The organism is Candidatus Poriferisodalis sp., from assembly GCF_965198245.1.
Classification (GTDB): domain Bacteria; phylum Actinomycetota; class Acidimicrobiia; order Acidimicrobiales; family Poriferisodalaceae; genus Poriferisodalis.
This window is the reverse complement of the sequence record NZ_OZ240249.1, coordinates 2,998,957-3,020,927: the sequence shown is the minus strand read 5'-3', so window position 1 is coordinate 3,020,927 and position 21,971 is coordinate 2,998,957. Positions and strand designations below refer to the sequence as shown.

The window sequence follows — 21,971 nt, the reverse complement described above, 5'->3', positions numbered from 1 at the left end:
TCACTGACGGATATGACCCTCGCACTCGTCGGCTCCGGCTTTGATGTTCGGCTGCGAACTGCAGTGCTGCTCCTTGCGGCCTTCGCCTGCTCGTTAACTATTGCGGCGCTGCTGTGGCGCTGGCTGGGTACCCGCATGAATCGTGACCGATGGGTGCGTCCCAACTACCGCGGCGAACGGATCGTGGCGGTCTCGGGCTCGCTCGTCGTCGCCGTGGGGGCGGTTGGCGCGGCTGCAGTCGCATTCCTGGCGTACCGCAGCTCGGGATGGTTTGCCTACTCGTCGTCGTTGGTTGATCAAGAACGGTTCGCAGCACTCGAGGAGGCTGGTTCCCTGGACCTGCTGCCGGTGGACGCGATCCGAAGTCCCTCGATGGCCACTGCCACAGGTGCAGTGGCGGCGGTGCTTGCCCTGCTGGCATTTGGAGTGCTGGGATTCCGCGACGACACTCGCGGCGACGTCGGCGCTGGCGGCTTCGTTGCGCATTTTGGCCGCAGCTGGCGGCAGCGTCGGCTCACCACAGGAGTTCAGAAAGCGCTCGGCGGAGGAGTAGCCGCGCTCGTGTGTACCCAAATCGCCCTCTTCGGAAACGTCAGCAGCCTCTGGAGCGGCCACGGTTGGGCCGACGGCTTTGCTGTCATCGGATCGCTGGAAGACATCTTCATCGGGTCTCATGACCGCTGGGAGCTGGTGCCGTTGCTGCGCGGGGCGCTGATCGTGGCGCTCGGCGCCAACGTGCTGAATCTGTTCGATCGAGCACCGGGTCGGGCCACGAAGGTTGCGCTGGTGTGGTGGCTATGTGGACTGGTGCCGGTCGCCCTGGCTGATCCGGCCTGGCCGCAAGGGTTCAGTTTCCCGATTGCCGATTCGGCCTGGTTGGTGTGGCGTACCCCGGCCTTGTGGGCCGCTGGCGCGGTCGGAGCATCGGTGGGATTGCTGCGTAGCGAGTTGCACGAGCGACACATGCAAGGCGATGTCGGCGTGAATGCGACGGGTGCGGTGCTGGGACTCGCCACTGTAGCGATGGCGTCCGCGACAGTCGAGTGGGTGCTGCTTGCGGCACTCGTGGCGCTCAACCTGGCGAGCGAGCGCTGGTCGTTCAGCCGGATGATCGACGCGGCGCCGCCGTTGCGATGGCTGGACCGGCTCGGCTCGCCGTACCGCTGACCACAAGGGCCCGGTGTACGAGAGCAGCCAGACCCTGCTCGCCAGACTCTGCGCAGAAATGCCGCTGTAGACGGCAAAACTGCACACAGAACGCTGCCAGCCCAGACTCTGCGCAGAAATGCCGCTGTAGACGGCAAAATTGCACACAGAAGCGCTGACGGGTTCAATCCGCGTCGTATGGCAGCGGCGCTGTGTCCTATGCCCGCTGCATGGCAGCGGCGCACAGCCGATGTTCCGCCAGGCGGGCGTCGAGGCTGGGGTGGACGATCTGACCGTCGGCGACGACGGGGCGACCGGCCACGATGGTGTCCCGGGCGGACAGCGGCCCGCAGCGCAGCCACGCCTCGATCGGATCTGACAGTGCTCCGGCGAACGCCGGACCGTCGAGCTGCCAAACGACGAGGTCGCCGCACGCCCCTCGAGACAGCTCGCCGATCTCGCCCACCCGGCCGAGACAGCCCGCACTGCCACGAGTTGCAAGGTCGAGAACGTTTCGGGCGGAGAAATACACCAGATCGGCGATTCCGGCGTCGTCGGCCCTGTCGCCGGTCGCGCCGTCGCCCGTCCTGCCGCTGTCCAGGCCCTGCTCAGCGCTCAGGTGTCGCTGCCCGTCTCGCAGCCGTGCTACCAGCAGGGCATTGCGCGCCTCTGTCCACATGGATGCCGAATCGGTACTGGCCGAACCGTCGACGCCAAGGCCCACGGGCACACCGGCGGCCCGCAGTTCGCGCACCGGGGCCAGTCCGACACCGAGCAACAGGTTCGAGCTCGGACAATGCGCCACTCCGGTACCCCAGGAGCCGAGCCGTTCAATCTCGGCGGCATTGGGCTGGACCCCATGTGCGATCCACGAACGATCCGAACCCCAGCCGCAGTGCTCGAAGTACTCCACCGGCCGCATTCCGAACATCTCCATGCAGAAGCCGTCTTCGCCGGGGTCTTCAGCGAGATGCGTGTGCAGGCGCACGTCAAGCTGGGAGGCCAACTCAGCGGTGGCGGTCATCAGATCGGTCGAGACCGAGAACGGCGAGCAGGGTGCGAGCGCTATGCACACCATCGAGTTCGGTGCGCGGTCATGGTGCACGGCGACAAGCCGCTCCGATTCCGCCAAGATCTCGTCGGGTGATTGGCATACCTCGTCGGGCGGCAGTCCACCCGCCGAACGCCCGAGCGACATCGAACCGCGCGTGGGATGAAAGCGCATGCCCAGCTCGGCAGCAGCAGTGATCTCGGCGGTGATCAGGTCGCCGGCACCCCGGGGGTGCACATACAGGTGATCGGTGCTCGTGGTACAGCCGCCCAGTGCCAGCTCCGCAAGGCCTACCCATGCGGACAGGTACGCGCCTTGTTCGTCGAGCCGTGCCCACAACGGGTACAGCGTGGTCAACCAGTCAAATAGTCCGCCGCGAAGCGCCGGTGCATACGACCGAGTGAGGTTTTGGTACATGTGGTGGTGGGTGTTGATGAGCCCCGGCGTCACCAGGCAGCCGCCCGCGTCGATGTGCCGCAGCGCCGGCGGAGGCGTCTCGCTGGCACCGCCGACCGCGCTGATGAGACCGTCCGTGATGGCAACCCACCCACCGGGGATCTCACGGCGCTGCGGGTCACACGTCGCCACGAGCTCCGCACCGTGCACGAGCAGGTCTGCAGGCGCATCGTCGTGTGCGTGACCGGTGATGTCGTTCATGGTTTCCCCCTTCAGCGGGTGGGCATCGCGAACAGAAACATCGGGCGGCGGCCGCCCGACGGATTCAAGAGGCAGCGGCGGGGTCAGCCATCGCGGACCGAAGCGACGGTAGCTTGAGAACACATGCAAGGGAGCCCACGAGGAGTGAAGGCGCCGAGGGTGAGCCCTCTCGCTGACGGACCCCGTGGCCTCCGCTCTTGTTCTCTTCACTCACGGGCCGTTAGGCCACGGGGGGAGCCGCGTGGCTAAGCACATTTTCGTCACCGGTGGAGTGGCCAGCTCCCTCGGCAAGGGACTCACTGCGGCGTCGCTCGGGCGCCTTCTGGCGGCCCGAGGTCTGCGGGTCACCATGCAGAAGCTGGACCCCTACATCAACGTCGACCCCGGCACACTCAACCCATACGAGCACGGCGAGGTGTTCGTCACCGACGACGGCGGCGAGACCGACCTCGATCTTGGCCACTACGAGCGGTTCATCGACGTGTCGCTGACCCGCGACTCGAACGCGACGACGGGCTCGATCTACCAGAAGGTGCTGGCCGACGAACGCCGGGGCGAATACCTCGGGCGGACGGTGCAGGTCATCCCGCACATCACCGACGAGATCAAGGAACGCATTCGCAAGCTGGCCACCAGCGACGTGGACGTGGTCATCACCGAGGTGGGCGGCACGGTCGGCGACATCGAGATATTGCCCTTCCTCGAAGCTATCCGTCAGATGCGCCTCGAAGTCGGCCGGCAGAACATCTGCTACGTGCACGTCACGCTGGTGCCGTTCATCGGCCCCTCAGGCGAGCAGAAGACCAAGCCCACGCAGCACTCGGTGACCGAGCTGCGCAGCCGCGGCGTACAGCCTGACGCCATCGTGCTGCGCAGCCAGGGTCCCATCGAAGACGGCCTGCGCAACAAGATTTCCAACCTCAGCGACGTCGAACTCGCCGGCGTCGTGAACGCCCCCGATTCGTCGGTCCTCTACGAGATCCCGATGGTGTTGCGGGCAGAAGGCCTCGACAGCTTCCTGTGCGGGATCCTGGGGTTCGATGACGTCGAACCCGACCTCGCCGAGTGGGAAGCGATGTTGGCTCGCATCAAGGCCCCGCAGGCGACAGTGCGCGTCGGCATCATCGGCAAGTACGTGACCCTTCCCGATGCCTATCTGTCGGTCGTGGAGTCGCTCCGCCACGCAGCCTCCTACCACGGTGTCGACGTCGAAATCGAGTGGATCCACTCTGAGGAGATCGAGGGCCTGCTCGCCGCAGGGCGATTGCGGCATCTCGACGGCATGGTGATACCGGGAGGGTTCGGCTCGCGCGGCATCGAGGGCAAGATTGCCGCAGCCGCGTACTCCCGCGAGCACGACATCCCGTGCTTGGGCCTGTGCTTGGGACTACAGGTCATGGTGGTCGAGTTCTGCCGCAACGAGCTGGGCTTGCTGGGCGCCAACTCGACCGAGTTCGACCCCAATACGTTGCACCCGGTCATCGACCTCATGCATGCGCAGCGCAACGTCCAGGACAAGGGCGGCACGATGAGGCTCGGCGCATATGTGGCCAGGCTGGCTCCTGGCAGCCGTGTCGCAGCGATGTATGGCGACACGCTGGTCAACGAGCGTCACCGGCATCGCTACGAGGTGAACAGCGCCTACCGCCAGCGAATGGAAGAGGGCGGCCTGCAGTGCAGCGGGCTTTCACCCGACGGCCGGTTGGCGGAATTCATCGAGCTGGACGGCCACGCGTTCTGGGTGGGTACCCAGGCGCACCCGGAATTCAAGAGCCGGCCCAACCGGCCCGCACCGCTGTTCTGCGGCCTGGTGGGTGCTGCGCTCGCCCGAGCCGAGGGACGCAACCCGCAGCTGCTGCCAGCATCTTCTGGAATCGGACCGCCGGGCTCAGAGCCGCTGAGCTGACGGTGTCCGCTGCCCTGGCAGTCGAGGCCGAGGACTACCTGGGCTGGCTGTCAAACGAGCGGGGTCGAGCGCCGCGCACCGTGGCGTCATACCGGGCAGACCTCGACGCCTTCGCTGCTTGGCTGGAATCCCGAGGCGGCGGACTGCTCGACGCCAGCACCTCCGATATCGCCGCCTACCTGGCGTACCTGCGCGACGACCTCGGGCGGGCCCCCTCGACGGTGGCCCGGGCCGCTGTCAGCCTTCGTGGTCTCTACCGGTTCCTGGTGGCCGAGGACCTGGCGTCGAACGATCCGGCAGGGGCGTTGGACGTGCCCCGCACGCCGGCCGGCTTGCCCCGAGCGCTGCGGCGTGACCAGATCGAACAGCTGCTGGCCTCCCCGTTCTCCGACAGCCCGCTGGCCCGGCGCGACCGGGCAATGCTCGAAGTGCTCTACGGCATGGGCCTGCGGGCCAGCGAGCTGGTCGCGCTGTCTCTGGGTGACGTCGACCTCGACGAGCGGCTCATGCGGGTCTGGGGCAAAGGAGGCAAGGAGCGGATCGTGCCGGTGGGGCGCCATGCCGCCGATGCGGTCGGGGACTGGCTGAGCGGCGCGGGTCGCGCAGCCTTGGAGCCCGACCAATGGAGGTCCCGCGACGATGCCGCGGCGCTGTTCCTCAACGCCCGGGGTCGGCGGATCACCCGCCAAGGGGTGTGGCTGATCGTGCGCCGCCATGGTGAACGCGTCGGTCTCGGTCCTGACCAGTTGACCACTCACGTGCTGCGCCACTCGTGCGCCACCCACATGCTCGATGGCGGCGCAGACATCCGCAGCGTGCAGGAGCTGTTGGGCCACGCCTCCATATCGAGCACGCAGCGCTACACCGCAGTCTCCCAGGAACGATTGACCGAGGTGTACCGCCAAGCGCACCCCCGCGCCCGCTACTAGCGGTTGTGGGCCGTGCTGCCCAAAGTTGCAACATGTTGGGCCAGAAAATTAGAGCACTGCGTGCCAAGAAGTTGATACACAAATTGCCTGAAAATTGCTACGCCGCTGCGCCGCCGGTGACCGTCCCTGAGCTGGCAGAGATCCTGTGTCGAGGCGGATGGCCCCGCAACTTGGGCCGGCCGGCGCCGGTGGCACAGGAACTGTTGGAGAGCTATCTGGACGATCTAGCCCGCGTGGATCTGCCAGCGGCCTCGGGCACCCGGCACGGCTCCGTTCGCGAGCGACCCTGCAGCAGTCGCCCAAGCGCCATTTCGCCGATCCCTCGCTGGCCGCGGCTGTGCTGGCCGCGACGCCGAACCGGTTGCTCGATGACCTCGAGACCTTGGGCCTGCTGTTCGAATCTCTGGTGATCCGCGACCTTCGCGTCTACGCAGCGGCTAACCAGGCGGAGGTGTTTCACTGGCGAACCAGCTACGGCGATGAACTCGATGCGGTGATCGAGCGCCGAGACGGTAGCTGGCTTCCAGTAGAAGTCAAGCTGGGTGCGACACGCGTGGACGATGCCGCCCGCTCGCTGACCAAGAACTGCGCAACCATCGATGCCGAACGAGAGTAGGTGTGGGCCGCTACTTGGGCAGGAAGCCCATTGACGTCTTGGCGCGAGCCAGGGTGCCTGATGCCACCGCTTCGGCCTTGTCGGCACCGGCAGCGATGATTCGAGTGAGCTCGGCGGGGTCCGCATCGAGTTCGGCCTTCTTGGCAGCGATGGGCTCGAGCATCGCGATGACCGCATCGGCGGTGTCGGACTTGAGCGCCCCGTACTGGCTGTAGCCCGCCGCGGAATCGGCTGGACTGCGACCGGTGGCGGCGCCCAGGATCGACAGCAGGTTCGAGACGCCTGGCTTGGCGTCGGGGTCGTACCGCACCTCGGACTCGGAGTCGGTCACCGCCCGGGCGAATTTGCGGGAAATGTCGGCAGGATCGTCGAAGATGCCGATCGACCCCTGCGGGCTCTCGGCCGACTTGGACATCTTCGCAGTGGGACTCTGCAGGTCCATGACGCGGGCGCCCACCGCGGGAATAGCAGCGTCGGGGATCACGAACGTGTCGCCGTAGCGGCTGTTGAACCGCTGCGCCACATCGCGGGTCAGCTCGAGGTGCTGACGCTGGTCGTCGCCGACGGGTACCCGGTCGGCGTCGTAAATCAAGATGTCGGCGGCCATCAGCGCCGGGTACGTGAACAGGCCGGCAGAGACATGGTCGCTGCTCTGCCCGCCCCCCTCTGAGCGAGCCGACTTGTCCTTGAACTGGGTCATCCGTCGCAGCTCGCCGAGCGACACCGTGCACTCGAGCAGCCACGAGAGCTCCGTGTGCTGGGGAACATGGCTCTGGACGAAAAGCGTGCAGACCTCAGGGTCCAGGCCGACCGAGATGAGCGTGGCCATCGTGCCCAGCGTCGCGGAGCGCAACTGTTCCGGATCCTGCTGGATGGTGACGGCATGCAGGTCGACGGCGCAATAAAAGGCGTCGGCATTGTGCTGATCGATTGCCCACTGATGCAGCGCCCCGAGATAGTTGCCGAGGTGAACATCGCCGGTGGGCTGGATGCCCGAGAGCACTCGTGTCATGGCGCCTGACGGTACCGGGCCGGTGTGCGCGGGCCGCAGCGAAAGCCGCATTGGGCTGCAGGCCACCCGGCGCGGCCATTTTCGATACTCACCAAATATCCCGAGCCATGCCCATAGGCCGCGGTACCTTCGGGCCGCGTGACCCACGAGGTTCGCACCGAGGCCTACGCGGGCCCGCTGGATGTGCTGGTGAAGCTGGTCGTCGCCCAGGAGGTCGACATCTGGGAGGTGTCGTTGACGCGCCTCGTTGACGACTTCGTCGCCGTGATGGTGGCTGCGGACCTCACGCTTGGCACCGACGGCGAAACCGACGTTGACAGCAATGGCGCGGCCAGGATCGACCTCGATGTTGCGAGTGAGTTCACGCTGCTGGCTGCAACGCTGATCGAGCTGAAGTCGCGTCGCCTGCTGCCCGCCCCGCCTGTCGAGCTGGATCTGGAAGAAGAGCTGGCGGCATACGGGTTGCGGGACGCGGCATTTGCACGACTGGTCGAGGGCCGAACGTTCGGCGTCGCGGCCCGGCTGCTGCGAGAGCGGTGGCTGGCCGCATCGTTGCAATGGCCCAGAAACGCCGGTCCCGAGGAGCGGTTCGTTGCCTTTGCGCCTGACTTGCTCGAAGGCGCGTCCCGTGACGACTTGACCGCAGCGCTCGAGCGCGTGCTGGCCCCAAGGCCCGTGCCACATGTCGACATCGGTCACCTGCGCGCTGCGGGGATCACGGTGGACGAGGCGCTGAACCAGATTGCCGAACGGCTGATGGTGGACGGTGCGGCCTCTTTCCGCGAGCTCACCGAGCATCTCACCGAGCGCATCGTCGTCGTCGTGTACTTCCTGGCCGTGCTCGAGCTGTTCGGATCGGGGCTCGTGGAATTGGCCCAAGCCGAGCACTTCGGCGATATCGGCGTGGAGTGGATCGGGGGCGACGACGCATCGCTGCCGGCGGCGGCGCTCGGTTACGGGGAGGACGCTGCGTGAGCAGCAAGCGTCTGCCGCACAGCTCGACCAACGGCTTGCGCCTCGTCAGCGATGAGGGTCGCACGGTCGCTGAACCGCCCACGCCGCCGATCTCACCGGCAGAGTCGCCGCCACAGCCCCCACCTCACCCGTCGATGCCGGACCAGAATGGGCACGCCGAAAATGGCGTGGCGGATACCGGTGCCGGGGCCGACGGCATCGCTGCGGAGATCCTCGCCGGCGAGATGACGCTCGACGGGCTACGAGCGCTCGACGACAACGAGCCGTACGCAGCCATCGAGGCCGTGCTGATGGTTGCAACCGAGCCTGTGCCGGCCGAGGTGCTGGCGTCGGTGACGGCGGCGCCCATCGCGTCCGTTCACGTGGTCTGCGACGAACTCGCTCGCGAATACGCGACGGCCGAGCGCGGTTTCACGCTCGTGCGGATTGCTGGCGGCTACCAGCTGCAATCCGCCCCGGCCGTATCGGAGTATGTCGAACGGTTTGTCGGCGGTCGCCGATCCGGGAAGCTCTCTGCCGCGGCGATGGAAACCCTGTCCGTGGTGGCGTACAAGCAACCCATTTCGCGTGCGCAGATCAGTGCCATCCGGGGCGTGAATGCCGACGGTGTGGTGCGCACGCTCGCAGATCAGGGCTACATCGCTGAGGTCGCGCGCGATCCGGGCCCGGGCAGCGCTTCCCTGCTGGGGACGACAGCGCTCTTTCTCGAACGACTGGGCCTGGACTGCCTCGAGGACCTGCCGTCGCTGGCGGAGCTGAGCGTGGACCCCGACGCGGTGGAGGCCATGGACCGCCTTGCAGCCAGCCGTACCGGCTAGGCGACGTGGCACCCGCTGACGGGCCAGAAAGCGGTATCGAGCGACTGCACAAAGTCATGGCGCGTGCCGGCGTAGCCAGCCGGCGCGCATGCGAGGAGCTGATCATTGCGGGACGCGTCACGGTCAACGGCGCAACAGCCCGGATCGGCGATCGGGCGGGACCGGCAGATCGGATCGAAGTCGATGGAGCGGTCGTCACCTGGGACCCGGAGCTGGTCCACTACTTGGTGAACAAGCCGCGTGGGGTGCTCAGCGCAGCATCGGATGACCGGGGAAGACGCTGTGTGACCGACCTGGTGCCTGCGGCAGTGCGTGTCTTCCCAGTCGGTCGGCTGGACGCCGACAGCGAAGGGCTCATCATCGTGACCAACGACGGCGAGCTGACTCACCGGCTGACACATCCGTCGTGGGGTGTCGACAAGGAGTACCTGGCGCATGTGGAGGGGGTGCCGTCTCGGGGATCGTTGACCCGGCTGCGCGGTGGCATCGAGCTGGAAGATGGGAAGACTGCGCCAGCGTTGGTGTCCATGCCGCAGCCGTCAATGCTGCGCATCACGATTGGGGAGGGTCGAAACCGCCAGATCCGCCGAATGTGCGTGGCCGTGGGCCATCCGGTGCTGCGGTTGGTGCGCACACGCATCGGCCCGCTTACCGATCCAGCACTGCGCCCTGGCGAGCACCGATCGCTCAGTGCCGACGAGATCCGAAGGCTGCACCGGGCCGCAAGGCGCGGGGATTGACACAGACCGCACGGCGCGGAGATTGACACGGGCCGCGGTGCGAACTGCTGCCCGGCAGCCGCAGACGCGTGCAGTTAGGCGGCCCGTCAATGTCACAGCGAGCGACCACAATGGATGTAGCGCAGGCAGAATACCCTGATGAATTGCCCGAGAGCCTGCGCATGCACACCGGAGCAAGCAGATGAGTCTCGCTGAGACATACCGGCTGTCGGGGCGCTACACGGACGACCGCGGCACCACGTTCATGACTGGGCTGCAAGCGTTGGCGCGCCTGCCGATCGAGCAGCTGCGGGCCGATCGGCGGGCTGGACTGCGCACGGCGGCCTTCATCTCGGGGTACCCCGGCTCGCCGCTCGGCGGCTATGACGCCGCCGTCGAGGCCGCCCGTGCCACAACCGACTTGCCAGTCGTGCATTCGCCCGCTGTCAATGAGGACCAGGCAGCGACCGCCATCATGGGCAGTCAACTGGCCACCACCCGGCCCGACGCCGTCTATGACGGCGTGGTCGGCCTGTGGTACGGGAAGGCGCCCGGCGTCGACCGCGCAACTGATGCCCTTCGACACGCGGTGTTCGCCGGCACCGATCCTCGCGGTGGCGCGGTCGCCATCGCCGGCGACGACCCGGCTGCCAAGAGTTCCACGATCCCGTCGAGTTCCGCTGGGACCATGGCCGACCTGCACATCCCGGTGCTGTATCCGGGCACGCCCGCCGAGGCGCTCGATCTGGGCCGCCACGCCATCGCGATGTCCCGCACGACGGGCCTGTGGACGGGCCTGAAGATCGTGGCCGACGTGGCAGACGGCGCCGCAACGGTCCTGCTGGATCCAGACCGGTTCGACCCGGTCATCCCGCTCGTCGACGGCGAGCCCTACCGCCACAGGCCCGACGGCTACCTGCTGACGCCGCACACGGTCGACATCGAGCGCGAGATCGTCGAAATCCGCTACGAGCTGGCCATCGCGTACGCGGCAGCCAACCACCTGAACGACGCCACGGTCGACCCTCCCGACGCCTGGATTGCCGTCGTGGCCTCGGGCATCACATACCGCGAGGTGCGCGAGGCATTGCGGCGGCTGGGCCTTGACAGCGACGAGTCGGTGCGAGGCGCCGGCATCCGGCTCGTGCGGATGGGAATGCCGATCCCGTTCAGCGCCGAGCGAGCCCGGCAATTCGCCCGCGGGGTCACGGAGATCTTCGTGATCGAGGAGAAGAGCCCCAACATCGAGTCGCTGCTGAAAGACGCCCTCTACAACCAGTCGCACCATCCCCGCATCGTCGGCAAGACCGACGAGAACGACGCGATGCTGCTGAACTCATACGGTGCGCTGACCGCCGATGACCTCATCAAGCCACTACGCAGTCGCCTCGAGGCTCGCATCGGCGACCGGCTCGTGGGGGCCCGCCCCGAGCGTGTGCGCATCGAGCTGCCGCTGGCACTGCCGCCCGAACAGAGCCGTTCGCCGTACTTCTGCTCGGGCTGCCCGCACAATCGATCCACCGAGGTGCCCGACGGCGCGCTGGTGGGCGCCGGCATTGGTTGCCACACGATGGCGCTGTTCATGAATCCCGAACGCGTCGGCGACATCGTGAGCGTGACGTGCATGGGCCAGGAGGGCACTCAGTGGATTGGCATGTCGCCCTTCGTGGAGACAGCCCACATCTTCCAGAATCTGGGCGACGGAACGTACTTCCACAGTGGACAGCTGGCGATCGCCGGCGCGGTGGCGTCCGGCACGAATATCACCTACAAGCTCCTGTGGAACCGGGCCGTTGCCATGACCGGCGGGCAGGATCCCGCCGGCCAGTTGGAGGTGCCCAAGGTGGCCGCGGGTCTGCTGGCAGACGGGGTAGCCAAGGTGCTGATCACCACTCACGAACCCGCCGCCTACCGCAGCCGCTCGTTGCCTGCGGGCGTGGAGGTCTGGCATCGCGACCGCCTCACTGAAGCTCAGAAACTCCTCGCGGGCATCGAGGGCGTCACCGTGCTGATTCACGATCAGCAGTGCGCGGCAGAGGCACGCCGGGCCCGAAAGCGGGGAACGCAGCCGACGCCGACCCAGCGGGTGCTGATCAACGAGCGGATCTGCGAAGGCTGCGGCGACTGCGGGCGCAAGAGCAACTGCCTGTCGGTGCAACCGATCGACACGTTCTTCGGCCGCAAGACCCACATCGACCAGACTTCCTGCAACCTCGACTATTCGTGCCTCGACGGTGATTGCCCGTCGTTCATGACCGTGAGCCAGCGCGGACCGTTTCGCACCGCAGTGCTGCAAATGCTTGCGCCGCTGCGGCGTGCGCCCCGGACCGGAGAAGGAATGGGCGTCGGGCCCGCGCCGCCGACCGAACTGCCCGAACCTGTTCGGTTCACCGGTCCCGATGAGGTGTCGGTGCGCATGTGCGGGATCGGCGGCACCGGCGTGGTGACGGTCAACCAGGTGCTCGGCACTGCGGCGATGTTCGACGGCTTCGAGGTTCGAGGGCTCGATCAGATCGGTCTCTCGCAGAAAGCGGGCACCGTCGTGGGCGATCTGCGGCTGCGGCGCCTCGGGCGACCGGCTACGGCGCGCCTTGGCAGCGGCCAGGCCGACGTGATCCTGGCTTTCGACCTGCTCGTGGCTGCGTCTGGCGCGGGACTCGATGTGGCCGACCCGCAACGGACCATGGTCGTCGGCTCCACGTCGGTGACGCCGACCGGCGCGATGGTCGCCGATCCGAACATCGAGATGCCCGCGACCGACGAGCTGCTCGAGCGGGTGGCGGCCGTCACTGTTGACGGGCAGCGGCACTGGGCGGACGTCGGCGAGCTGGTGACCGCATTGTGCGGCTCGGCGGTCACGGCGAACGTGTTTGTGGTGGGAATGGCCATCCAGTCTGGGGCACTGCCCATAGCACCCTCGAGTGTGGAGGCGGCGATTGAGTTGAACGGCGTTGCCGTGGCCCAGAACATCGCGGCCTTCGGCTGGGGCCGTGCGATGGTTGCTGACCCAGACGGCACCAGGGCAGCCGCAATGGCAGCGGCAGCGTCGACGCCCGCTGCGGATCGAGACTCCAGCGATGTCGGCGCACGCGAATTCTCGTTGCCGGGACGCCTGGCGGCTCGCATCGACGAGATGGTGGACGGCCTGGGTGGAGTGGAAGCGGCGCACGATTCAGCGGAGCTGCGATCCAGCCTCGGTACCTACGTGTCAGAGCTCTGCGCCTACCAGTCCGAACGCTTGGCGGCCGATTTCCTGACGGCCGTCGAACGAGTGGCGCGTGCGGATCGGACTGCGGGGGACGGCTCGGCCAGATTGACCGATTCGGCAGCGGCCGGGCTGTTCAAGCTCATGGCATACAAGGACGAGTACGAGGTTGCCCGCCTCATGGGAGACACCGCTGCGAACGCGGCGGCACGCGCCTTGGCGGCTTCGGATGGGGGCACCGTGTCGTGGAACTTGCATCCGCCGGTACTGCGGGCGCTTGGGCGCACGGGCAAGGTCCGGTTCTCGCTGGCGTGGCGACCGGTGTTCGCGCTGCTGGCGCGGGGCAAGTGCTTGCGAGGCCGCTGGTTCGATCCTTTCGGCCACACCGAGGTCCGCCGGACCGAGCGGGCGCTGGTACACGAGTACCTCGCCGCCCTCGATGCCGCTGTCGAAGCACTCGAGCGAGACGCCGGCGCCGCTCGATACGAGCAGGCAGTTGCCATCGCCAGGTTGCCGGAGCTGGTCCGCGGCTACGAGGACATCAAGATGGCCACGGTCGAGACGTTCCGGGCTGAACTCGACGAACGTGTCAGCGAGCTCACTCACTGAGGGTCGATCAGGCAGATCGGCAACCAGAGCCTGCACACGGGGAGGGTCGGGAGGCATCGGTACCCTTCGGTACGTGGCGACTGATCCCTCCGAGCCCACCCAAGTGCCGTCGTTTGGCACCGGGGAGGTGTGGCGCGCCCAAGTCGTCGGCACGGGCCTGATCGGCGGGTCGGTCGCTTCTGCGTTGCGCAAGTCGGGTTGGCATGTGACCGGGCGGGACGCTGTCGGCGGTCACGCTCAGCGAGCGCTCGAGCTTGGCTGCCTGGATGCCATCGGCACCGATCCCGAGGCGATGTTCTGCGTGGTGGCCGTGCCTGCTGCATTCCTTGCCGGTGAAGTCACGAGAGCACTCGCAGACACCGCAGCGGGGGGTGCCGTGGTTACCGACACGGGCAGCGTCAAGACACCGGTTGCTCGGACCATCACAGATCCTCGCTACGTGCCGGGCCATCCGATGGCCGGTTCGGAACAGGAGGGCGTCGAGGGAGCAAACCCGGACATGTTCGTCGGCGCCGTGTGGACGCTGACGCCAACCGAGACCACCGACGACAACGCCTTGCGTTCGTGCCAGACGGTGCTGACCGACTTCGGGTCCGATGTCGTGACGATGACGCCCGAACGACACGACGCACTTGTGGCCGTGGTGAGCCATGTACCGCACCTCGCTGCAGCATCGCTGATGTGCCTCGCAGACGAACGAGCCCTCGACGATGCGCCGCTGCTGCGCCTCGCGGCGGGCGGTTTTCGGGACATGACTCGAATCGCCGCGGGACATCCGGGAATCTGGCTCGACATCTGCGGCGAGAACCGAGACGCCATCGTCGACGTGCTCGATGAGCTGTCCGAGCGCTTGACACAGATGCGCGAAGTGGTAGCGGGAGCAGATCGCGAGGGCTTACGCGCCGTACTCACCCAAGCACGTCGAGCGCGCACCAACCTGCCGTCTCGCTACGTGCGGCCCCAGGAACTCCTCGAGGTGCGGGTGCCCATCCCGGACCGCAAGGGCCAGATTGCCGCCATCACCATGCTGGCTGCGGACTGCGACGTGAACGTGGCCGACATCGAGGTGGCGCACTCGCCCGAGGGAACCGAGGGCGTGCTCGTGCTCGTGGTGGCGCGCAACGAGGCCCAGCGCTTCCTTGCCGCCCTGGCCGGCCAGGGCTACCACCCCACGACGCGCGATCTGGCATGAGCGAAGGGCGGGTCATCGCCCCCTTCACGAACGGGGTCTCAGGCACAGCCTCGGTGCCAGGCTCCAAGAGCATCACCAACCGGGCGATGCTGTGCGCGGCACTGGCCGGCGGGCTCAGCACGCTCGACGGAACGCTGCTCGCCGATGACACCGAGGCGATGATCGACGCCGCTGCGGCGATGGGGGCGTCGGTGCGCATCGATCGCACGAACTCCCAGCTGGTCGTTGACGGCATCGGTGCCGGCAGCGCCACCGAGCAAGCTGCGGGAGTCGGTGTTGCGCGGGTGCATGCGAGATCGTCGGGCACGACGGCACGCTTCTGTTTGCCTGTGCTCGCAGCGATCGGCGGTCGGTGGCTGCTTGACGGTGATCCGCAGCTGCGTACACGTCCCTTCGGGGACCTCATTGCAGCTGTGCGTTCACTCGGTGCGGAGGTACGCGAGCTGGGCGAGCCCGGCCACCTGCCGCTTGAGGTGGTCTCGGCAAACGGTGTCGACTCGCTCGCTGAACCGCGCCAGGTTCGGATCCGGGGAGACGTGAGCAGCCAGTTCGCCAGCGGTCTGCTGTTGGCGGGTCCGCTGCTCGGTGGCATCGACCTGCAGATCCACTCGGCGCTAGACGCCGTGAGCCGGCCGTACATCGACATGACGGTTGCAGTGATGACAGCGTTCGGCGCAACCATCGACACGCCAAGCCCAGACCGCTATGTCGTGGCGCCAGGCGGCTACCGAGCTGGAGGATATGCGATCGAACCGGATGCCTCTGCCGCAAGCTATTTCTGGGCAGCGGCGGCGCTCTGCGGCGGCAGTGTGCGTGTCGAGGGCCTGGGGAACAGCAGCATTCAGGGCGACGTCCGCTTCGCTCAGATCCTCGGTGAGATGGGAGCTGAGGTCGCGATCAGCCACAATGCCGTCGTTGTCGGTGCGCCGGCGGACGGAGCGCTGCAGGGGGGCACATTCGACCTGCGCGACTGCTCCGACACGGCCCAGACGCTGGCGGCAGTGGCCGCGTTCGCCGAGGGCACGACACGCATCAGCGGCATTGGTTTCATCCGCCGCAAGGAGACCGATCGCATCGGCGACACCGTGTCCGAGCTCGCGAAGCGTGGCGTCCCCGCCGTTGCTGAGCCCGACGGCATCAGGATTCGTGCGAATCCGTTCGGGCTGCGAGCGGGCCGGGTCGACTGCCACGGCGATCACCGCATGGCGATGGCGATGTCGTTGATCGGCCTGCGTGTTGCGGGCATCGAAATCGACGACCCGGACTGCGTAGCCAAGACATTCCCGGAGTTCTTCAAGTCGCTCCAGTCGCTGCGATCCCCGCCGGAGGGGGCTCGGGAGCCGATTTCGCCGGTGATCGCGATTGACGGCCCTGCCGCTTCAGGCAAGTCCAGCGTGGCCCGCGCCGTGGCAGCCGAACTCGAGATGGACTACCTAGACACCGGCGCGATGTACCGGGCGGTGGCATGGGCGGCAGTGCAGTCACGTGTCGACCCGCACGACGTCGAAGGTGTCGCAGAGATTGCCCGCACCGCCAAGATCGAGATCTCCAGCGTGTGCGACGCGCAGCGCGTTACGGTGGACGGCGCCAATGCCACGGCGGCGATCCGCAGCGGCGAAGTGGACCGCAGTGTCAGCATCGTCGCGGCCAACCCCGCAGTGCGGCGAGTGCTCACCGAGCGCCAACGCCAGTGGGCCAATCAGCTGGGCGGGGGAGTCATGGAAGGCCGTGATATCGGCAGTGTCGTGTTCCCCGACGCCGTGCTGAAGGTGTTCCTGACAGCCACCCCAACCGAACGGGCCCGTCGCCGCCTAGCACAGCAGGCTGCATCAAGCGGTAACTCCGATCAGGCGAGTCCTGATGATGGGGCGATCGCAGCGTTGGCTGCTGAGCTGAGCGAGCGGGATCAGCTTGACTCTGGACGGGCCGACTCGCCACTGCGAGTGGCATTCGGAGCGGTCATCGTGGACACCAGCGAGATGACTCAGGATGAGGCCGTGGCGCAGATCGCTGAGCTCTACGCGTCAGCAACCGACTTTCGACTGCCGGCCGGGACGGCGAACAATGTCTGAACCCGACGGCCCCGAGGTCGACCTGCGCGACAGACGGTTCAACATAGCGGTTTACAAGACGGCGAAGTACCTGCTGTGGGGCATCTTCCGGACCTGGAACCGAATGTCGGTCGAGGGGCTGGACAACATGCCTGATGGCCCGTGCGTGTGGGTGCCCAACCATCGCAGCTACATCGACACGCCGATCCACGCCGCGATTCCGGCGCAGATGCGGGTGATGGGCAAGGAATCGATGTGGAAATACCGCCCGGCTGCCTGGCTGTTCACTACGTTCGGTTGTTTCCCCGTCAACCGCGACGGTCCTGACCGGGCGGCGCTGCGGATTGCGCTTGATGCGCTGCGCTACGGCAATTGCCCAGTGGTGATGTTCGGCGAAGGCGAGCGTAAGGACGGCCCGCGGGTGCTGCCGCTCATGAACGGGCCGGCGTACCTGGCCGCCCGGGCGCAGGTGCCGATCGTGCCGGTCGGGATCGGCGGAACTGCCGCTGCCATGCCTCGCGGTGCCAAGTTCATGCATCCCCGCCGGATCAAGATGATCATCGGCGAGCCCATGGATCCTCCGCCGCTGAGCACCAGCGGGCGGGTTTCACGCCGTTCGGTGCGAGAGGTCACCCAAGAGCTGCGCGAGCGCATACAGGAGCTCTTCGACCGGGCTCAAGCCGACGTCGGCACGCCCAACGTGTACTGAGGTCTCCGGATCGCTTCAGCCCGTCGTTGCGGCGAGTGCGGCAAGCACGTCGCTCGCCGCTGTCGTCCTATCGGCTGCACTCACTCGTGCCGCGGGCGTGACGGCGAGGCTGGCATGCACGGCGGTTTCCATGGCGCCCAGCAGGTCTCGCAACTCTCTTGGCGGGGGGAAGTACTCGTCCTCATCGGTGATGGTCACCTCTATGGTTCCCGCTGTTGGTGCGAGTCGGCAGATCACTGCATCCACAAGCTCCTCCGGTGCGGACGCCCCCGCAGTGACTCCCACCGTGCCGAACAGGTCGTCGGGCAGCTCGGCGGCGGCGTTCACCCGCAGCACACGTTCGCAGCCCGACTCGGCGGCCACCTTGGCGAGCGCCATGGTGTTGGACGAGTTAGCCGAGCCGATGACGACAACGGCATCGCAGTCGGGGGCGATCTTCGCCAAGGCGCCCTGCCGGTTGGTGGTGGCGAAGCAGAGGTCCGAGCGTCCCGGCATCCACACTTCACCGAATCGCGCCTGTGCCGCTTCGGCCACGTCTGACCAATCACGGTGGCTGAGCGTCGTCTGCGCCAGCACGGCCACAGGTCCGTCGAAGTCGTCAAGAGCGTCCACGTCGGCCGGCTCGGACACCAGTGATATCGAGGCGGGCGCCACCGCCATGGTCCCCACTGCCTCGTCGTGACCCTCGTGACCCACGTACACGACTCGGTAGCCCTTCCCAGCACGCACGCGCACCTCGTGGTGCACCTTGGTGACCAGCGGGCAGATGGCATCGACCACGTAGCCGCCCCGCTGGCGAGCCTCGTCGACGACCTCCGGCGCCGAGCCGTGAGCCGACAGCATCAGCGGCCGGCCAGCCGGCACTTCGGCCATGTCATCGACGAACACCACCCCGAGCCGTTCGAAGCGATCGACCACTAAGCGGTTGTGCACTATCTCGTGGTAGCAGTACACGGGCGGTGCGAACGTTCGCACCATCCAGGCGAGCGCCTTGATGGCCATCTCCACGCCGGCGCAGAAGCCGCGTGGCGCGGCCAGAAGCACCCGGTCGACTGCCACGGCGACGACGCTACCGACCCAGCGCAGAAATCCAGTGCAGCTACACAGTGTGGCAACTGGGCCGAACCAGCAGGGCGAACGGCGACAGCTTCCTATCCTGAACCCATGTCCCGGCCGGTTGTTGTGGCGGTGGAGCCCGGCTCGGCGGCCGAGGTTGCCGGATTGGCTGTGGGCGACGAGGTGGTGTCGATCGACGGCGTCGTGCCGACCGATGTGATCGCCTGGCAGCTGTTGCTTGACGAAGCCGATCCCTGCCTCGAAGTCGTGCGAGCCGGCAGCGCGGTCCGACTCGACGTCAGCAAGGACGCCGGGGCTCGGTTGGGCGCCGAGGTGAACGCCGCGATCTTCGACCGGGTCCAGACGTGCGACAACCATTGCGAGTTCTGCTTCATCTATCAGTTGCCGCCGGGGCTGCGCCGAAGCCTCTATCTCAAGGACGACGACTACCGGCTGTCGTTTCTGTACGGGAACTTCACGACGCTGACTCGCTTCACCGAGCTGGATCTCGAGCGGGTGACCGACGAGCGACTGTCGCCGCTGTACGTGTCCATCCACGCCACCGACCGCGACGTGCGGTCTCGGATGCTGCGAAACCCGCGCGGAGCTACGAGCCTGCGATGGCTGGGCGCCTTGCTGGACGGCGGCATCGAAGTGCACGGCCAGGTGGTGGTGTGCCCGGGTGTGAACGACGGGGCAGTGCTGGCGGACACGCTGCTGGGCGTTCTGGACCGATTCTCATCGCTCGCAACACTGGCGGTAGTTCCGTTGGGTGTGAGCTCCCACCAGCGGGAGCCAGCGATGCGGCCGCACACCGATGCCGAGGCCGCGGCAGTGATCGATCTGTGCGAAGGGTGGCAGCGGCGATTCGGAGACGTGCTGGGGCGTCGCTTGGTGTTCGCCGCCGATGAGTACTACCTGCTCGCCGGCCGGCCCTTCCCGGACGCATCGACCTATGGCGAATTCCCGATGCACGAGGACGGGATCGGTATGGCGCGAGCCTTCGAGCAGGAGTTCTGGGCCGCAGCACCGGGTGCACCCGACCCTGGCAACGGGGCGCCCCAGCCCCGAGCGCCAGCTGCTGGCTTCTTCTCATGGGTCGACGGAGCGCCGGCGGAGGGCTACCGGGCGGTCCGGGTGCCCGGGCACGGCGCCAACCGCAGCGGCGAGGTGGACGCCGAAGGTTTGCCGCTCAGCCTCGGCTCGGTGCCGGTGAGTGTGCCGGTGTCACGGCGGCCGCGGCGAGCCCGGCCCGACGTCGACCGGCCGATCGGCGTCCTGACCGGCACCTACGGTGCTGCTGTGCTCGAACCGCTGGTGGCAGCGTGGCGCACGGATGCGGCTGCCCGCGAGGGGTCCGTCGTGCCAGACGTGCGCGTCATCGAAGTCTCCAACCGGTTCTTCGGCGGCAACATCGGCGTGACAGGCCTCCTCGCTGGTGTCGACGTCGCGACCACGCTGGCCGGCGAACCGCAGGGACATCGTTACGTCTTGGCAGACGTGTGCTTGTCGGGCGGCAAGTTCCTCGATGGCAGCACGCCGGCAGAGCTGCCCCAACCCGTCGAGATCGTCCCGACGAGCGGCACCGCCCTGCGGCAGCTGCTCGATGCTGCGGTGCGGTCCGAGCCTGCACGGGCGTCGGGCAACGAGGCTGCGCCTCACCCAGCGGGAGCTGCCCGATGAACACGGGCCTGCCCGTCGTGGGGATCGTGGGGCGGCCCAACGTGGGCAAGTCCACCCTGTTCAACCGGCTGGTCGGGCGACGCGAGGCCGTGGTGGCGCCCGAGCCGGGCGTGACCCGCGATCGCAAGATGGCTCCCGCCGCCTGGCGCGGGCACAAGTTCCTGGTGGTGGACACCGGTGGTTGGTCCGCTGCCGGCAACACACTCGACGACAAGGTGTCGGCGCAGAGCGAGCGAGCGATGGCCGACGCCGACGTGCTGCTGCTGTTGGTCGACGTGACCGTCGGCATCACCGAACCCGATGCCCGCATCGCAGCCATGCTGCGCCGCAGCGGTCGGCCGACCCTGGTCGTGGCCAACAAGGCCGACAGCGGCACCCGTGACGACGGGCGATGGGAATTCAACCGCTTGGGTCTCGGCGAGGCGTGGGCGACGTCCGCGTTGCACGGCCGCAACGTCGGCGACCTGCTCGATCGGCTGCTGGAACTGCTCGACGTGGATGAAGCCGATGCAAGCCTCGACCACGACGACGGCCAGTTGCTCAACCGCAGCAATGAGGCATCGCATGACGAAGACCCGTCCGCCCAAGATGAGTCCGCCCAAGATGACCAAAACGCCCAAGACAAGGTGCCAGCGGTGGCGATCGTGGGCCGCCCCAATGTGGGCAAGTCGACCTTGTTCAACCGGCTCATCGGCGACGAACGGTCTGTGGTGCACGACCGGCCCGGCACGACCCGCGACACCGTCGACACCCTCGTGGAAACCGAGGCAGGGCCCGTGCGGTTCGTGGACACAGCGGGCATGAGGCGCAAGGCCCGGGTCGACGCGGACACCGAGTACTACGCCAACCTGCGGGCGTTGCGGGCCATCGACGGCTGCGACGTGACATTGCTGGTCATTGACGCCACTGAAGGCGTGACGGCGCAGGACCAGCGGCTGGCTGAGCGCATCGACGGCGCCGGTTGCCCGATCGTTGTGCTGCTCAACAAGTGGGAGACGCTGGACGCCGAGCACCGTGAAGGCGTGCTGGGGGAATTGGCGCGTCGCCTGCACTTCGTGGGTGAAGCGCCAGTGCTGCGCATCAGCGCGCTGTCGGGCCGGGGCGTGCACCGGCTGGTGCCGGCAATCGAGGCTGCCATGGAGGCGTATGAATCGAGAGCGCCGACGGCCAAGGTGAACGAGATCATCCAGCTGGCGCAATCCGCTCAGCCAGCCCCCGGCGGGGCACGGGTGCTGTATGCCACACAGGTCGCCACGCAGCCACCGACGTTCACACTCTTCGCCAACCGGGAACTGCCAGCGACTTACCTGCGCTATCTCGAGCGTCGCTTGAGGGAGGCGCTGGGCCTGGCCAAGACACCTCTGCGGCTGCGGGTGCGACGGCGGTGAAGCGCCGTGCGCCACCCAGCGCGCCACGGCTGAACCGTCGCCCGCAGGCGGCCGATGTGGCCCACCCGGAGCGACGGCCTCACGGCAGCGACGACCGTCGAGCGCAGCGGCGCAGCGGCGCTCCGTGGCATTTCTGGCTCGTCGTCGTCATGGCAACGGTGTATCTGGGCTGGCGGGCCATCGAGGGCATCGTGTGGCTCATCGGGTGGATCAGTGGCGCGATCGGCTGAGCGTTCGAGCCCGACGAAT

Annotated in this window: 17 protein-coding genes; 14 read left to right on the top strand and 3 right to left on the bottom strand. The window is 67.3% G+C overall.

Translation table 11 applies throughout. The features are described from left to right. Nucleotides 1-12 precede the first annotated feature (12 nt). Complete coding sequence (locus tag ACOCMM_RS13605; protein WP_419553676.1) at nucleotides 13-1,167, top strand: hypothetical protein; 1,155 nt, start codon at nucleotides 13-15, stop codon at nucleotides 1,165-1,167. A gap of 196 nt (nucleotides 1,168-1,363) precedes the next feature. On the opposite strand, the gene ACOCMM_RS13600 is transcribed toward ACOCMM_RS13605, so the two are convergent. Continuing rightward, nucleotides 1,364-2,854 carry an amidohydrolase family protein gene (locus tag ACOCMM_RS13600; RefSeq protein WP_419553675.1) on the bottom strand — a complete coding sequence of 497 codons (1,491 nt, stop codon included), beginning with the start codon at nucleotides 2,852-2,854 and terminating at the stop codon, nucleotides 1,364-1,366. Nucleotides 2,855-3,095: 241 nt separating this feature from the next. Here ACOCMM_RS13600 and ACOCMM_RS13595 point away from each other — a divergent pair, with 241 nt between their 5' ends. From ACOCMM_RS13595 to ACOCMM_RS13585, 3 genes are all read left to right on the top strand, one after another. Next, nucleotides 3,096-4,760, top strand: a complete 1,665-nt coding sequence (locus tag ACOCMM_RS13595) for a CTP synthase (RefSeq protein ID WP_419553674.1) — start codon at nucleotides 3,096-3,098, stop codon at nucleotides 4,758-4,760. A gap of 2 nt (nucleotides 4,761-4,762) precedes the next feature. Further along, nucleotides 4,763-5,689, top strand: coding sequence for a site-specific tyrosine recombinase (locus ACOCMM_RS13590; protein WP_419553673.1), 927 nt, complete (start codon nucleotides 4,763-4,765; stop codon nucleotides 5,687-5,689). A 157-nt stretch (nucleotides 5,690-5,846) separates the two neighbouring features. Then, a complete protein-coding gene (locus ACOCMM_RS13585; protein ID WP_419553672.1) occupies nucleotides 5,847-6,305 on the top strand; it encodes a DUF4143 domain-containing protein in 459 nt (152 codons plus the stop codon). 10 nt (nucleotides 6,306-6,315) lie between these two features. Here the strand turns inward: ACOCMM_RS13585 and trpS are convergent, their stop codons facing one another. Further along, entirely contained in the window at nucleotides 6,316-7,317 is a 1,002-nt protein-coding gene (trpS, locus tag ACOCMM_RS13580) for a tryptophan--tRNA ligase (protein ID WP_419553671.1), read from the bottom strand. 138 nt (nucleotides 7,318-7,455) lie between these two features. On the opposite strand from trpS, the gene ACOCMM_RS13575 reads away from it, so the two are divergent. From ACOCMM_RS13575 to ACOCMM_RS13545, 7 genes are all read left to right on the top strand, one after another. Further along, on the top strand, nucleotides 7,456-8,292 hold the full coding sequence (locus ACOCMM_RS13575) for a segregation and condensation protein A (RefSeq protein ID WP_419553670.1): 837 nt from the start codon (nucleotides 7,456-7,458) through the stop codon (nucleotides 8,290-8,292). After that, nucleotides 8,289-9,110: an SMC-Scp complex subunit ScpB gene (gene scpB, locus ACOCMM_RS13570; RefSeq protein ID WP_419553669.1), complete on the top strand. Its 822-nt coding sequence runs from the start codon at nucleotides 8,289-8,291 to the stop codon at nucleotides 9,108-9,110. The genes ACOCMM_RS13575 and scpB overlap by 4 nt, the downstream gene beginning before the upstream one ends. A 5-nt stretch (nucleotides 9,111-9,115) precedes the next feature. Beyond that, a complete protein-coding gene (locus ACOCMM_RS13565; protein ID WP_419553668.1) occupies nucleotides 9,116-9,850 on the top strand; it encodes a pseudouridine synthase in 735 nt (244 codons plus the stop codon). Nucleotides 9,851-10,031: 181 nt separating this feature from the next. Further along, a complete protein-coding gene (locus ACOCMM_RS13560) occupies nucleotides 10,032-13,643 on the top strand; it encodes an indolepyruvate ferredoxin oxidoreductase family protein (protein ID WP_419553667.1) in 3,612 nt (1,203 codons plus the stop codon). A 73-nt stretch (nucleotides 13,644-13,716) separates the two neighbouring features. Then, nucleotides 13,717-14,835, top strand: coding sequence for a prephenate dehydrogenase/arogenate dehydrogenase family protein (locus ACOCMM_RS13555; protein WP_419553666.1), 1,119 nt, complete (start codon nucleotides 13,717-13,719; stop codon nucleotides 14,833-14,835). Beyond that, a complete protein-coding gene (gene aroA / locus ACOCMM_RS13550; protein WP_419553665.1) occupies nucleotides 14,832-16,907 on the top strand; it encodes a 3-phosphoshikimate 1-carboxyvinyltransferase in 2,076 nt (691 codons plus the stop codon). Before ACOCMM_RS13555 ends, aroA begins: the two co-directional genes overlap by 4 nt. After that, complete coding sequence (locus ACOCMM_RS13545; protein ID WP_419553664.1) at nucleotides 16,900-17,595, top strand: lysophospholipid acyltransferase family protein; 696 nt, start codon at nucleotides 16,900-16,902, stop codon at nucleotides 17,593-17,595. The genes aroA and ACOCMM_RS13545 overlap by 8 nt, the downstream gene beginning before the upstream one ends. Nucleotides 17,596-17,610: 15 nt before the next feature. Here ACOCMM_RS13545 and ispH read toward each other — a convergent pair whose 3' ends face one another. Further along, complete coding sequence (gene ispH / locus ACOCMM_RS13540; protein WP_419553663.1) at nucleotides 17,611-18,654, bottom strand: 4-hydroxy-3-methylbut-2-enyl diphosphate reductase; 1,044 nt, start codon at nucleotides 18,652-18,654, stop codon at nucleotides 17,611-17,613. A 105-nt stretch (nucleotides 18,655-18,759) separates the two neighbouring features. Between ispH and ACOCMM_RS13535 the strand changes: the two genes are divergently transcribed. Genes ACOCMM_RS13535 through ACOCMM_RS13525 form a run of 3 tightly spaced genes read left to right on the top strand, consistent with a single transcriptional unit; the run spans nucleotide 18,760 to nucleotide 21,952 of the window. Continuing rightward, a complete protein-coding gene (locus tag ACOCMM_RS13535; RefSeq protein ID WP_419553662.1) occupies nucleotides 18,760-20,334 on the top strand; it encodes a DUF512 domain-containing protein in 1,575 nt (524 codons plus the stop codon). Beyond that, nucleotides 20,331-21,722, top strand: a complete 1,392-nt coding sequence (der, locus tag ACOCMM_RS13530) for a ribosome biogenesis GTPase Der (RefSeq protein ID WP_419553661.1) — start codon at nucleotides 20,331-20,333, stop codon at nucleotides 21,720-21,722. Before ACOCMM_RS13535 ends, der begins: the two co-directional genes overlap by 4 nt. Then, nucleotides 21,719-21,952 (top strand): hypothetical protein, encoded by a 234-nt coding sequence (locus ACOCMM_RS13525; RefSeq protein WP_419553660.1) that lies wholly within the window; start codon nucleotides 21,719-21,721, stop codon nucleotides 21,950-21,952. The genes der and ACOCMM_RS13525 overlap by 4 nt, the downstream gene beginning before the upstream one ends. The last annotated feature ends 19 nt before the right edge of the window (nucleotides 21,953-21,971 follow it).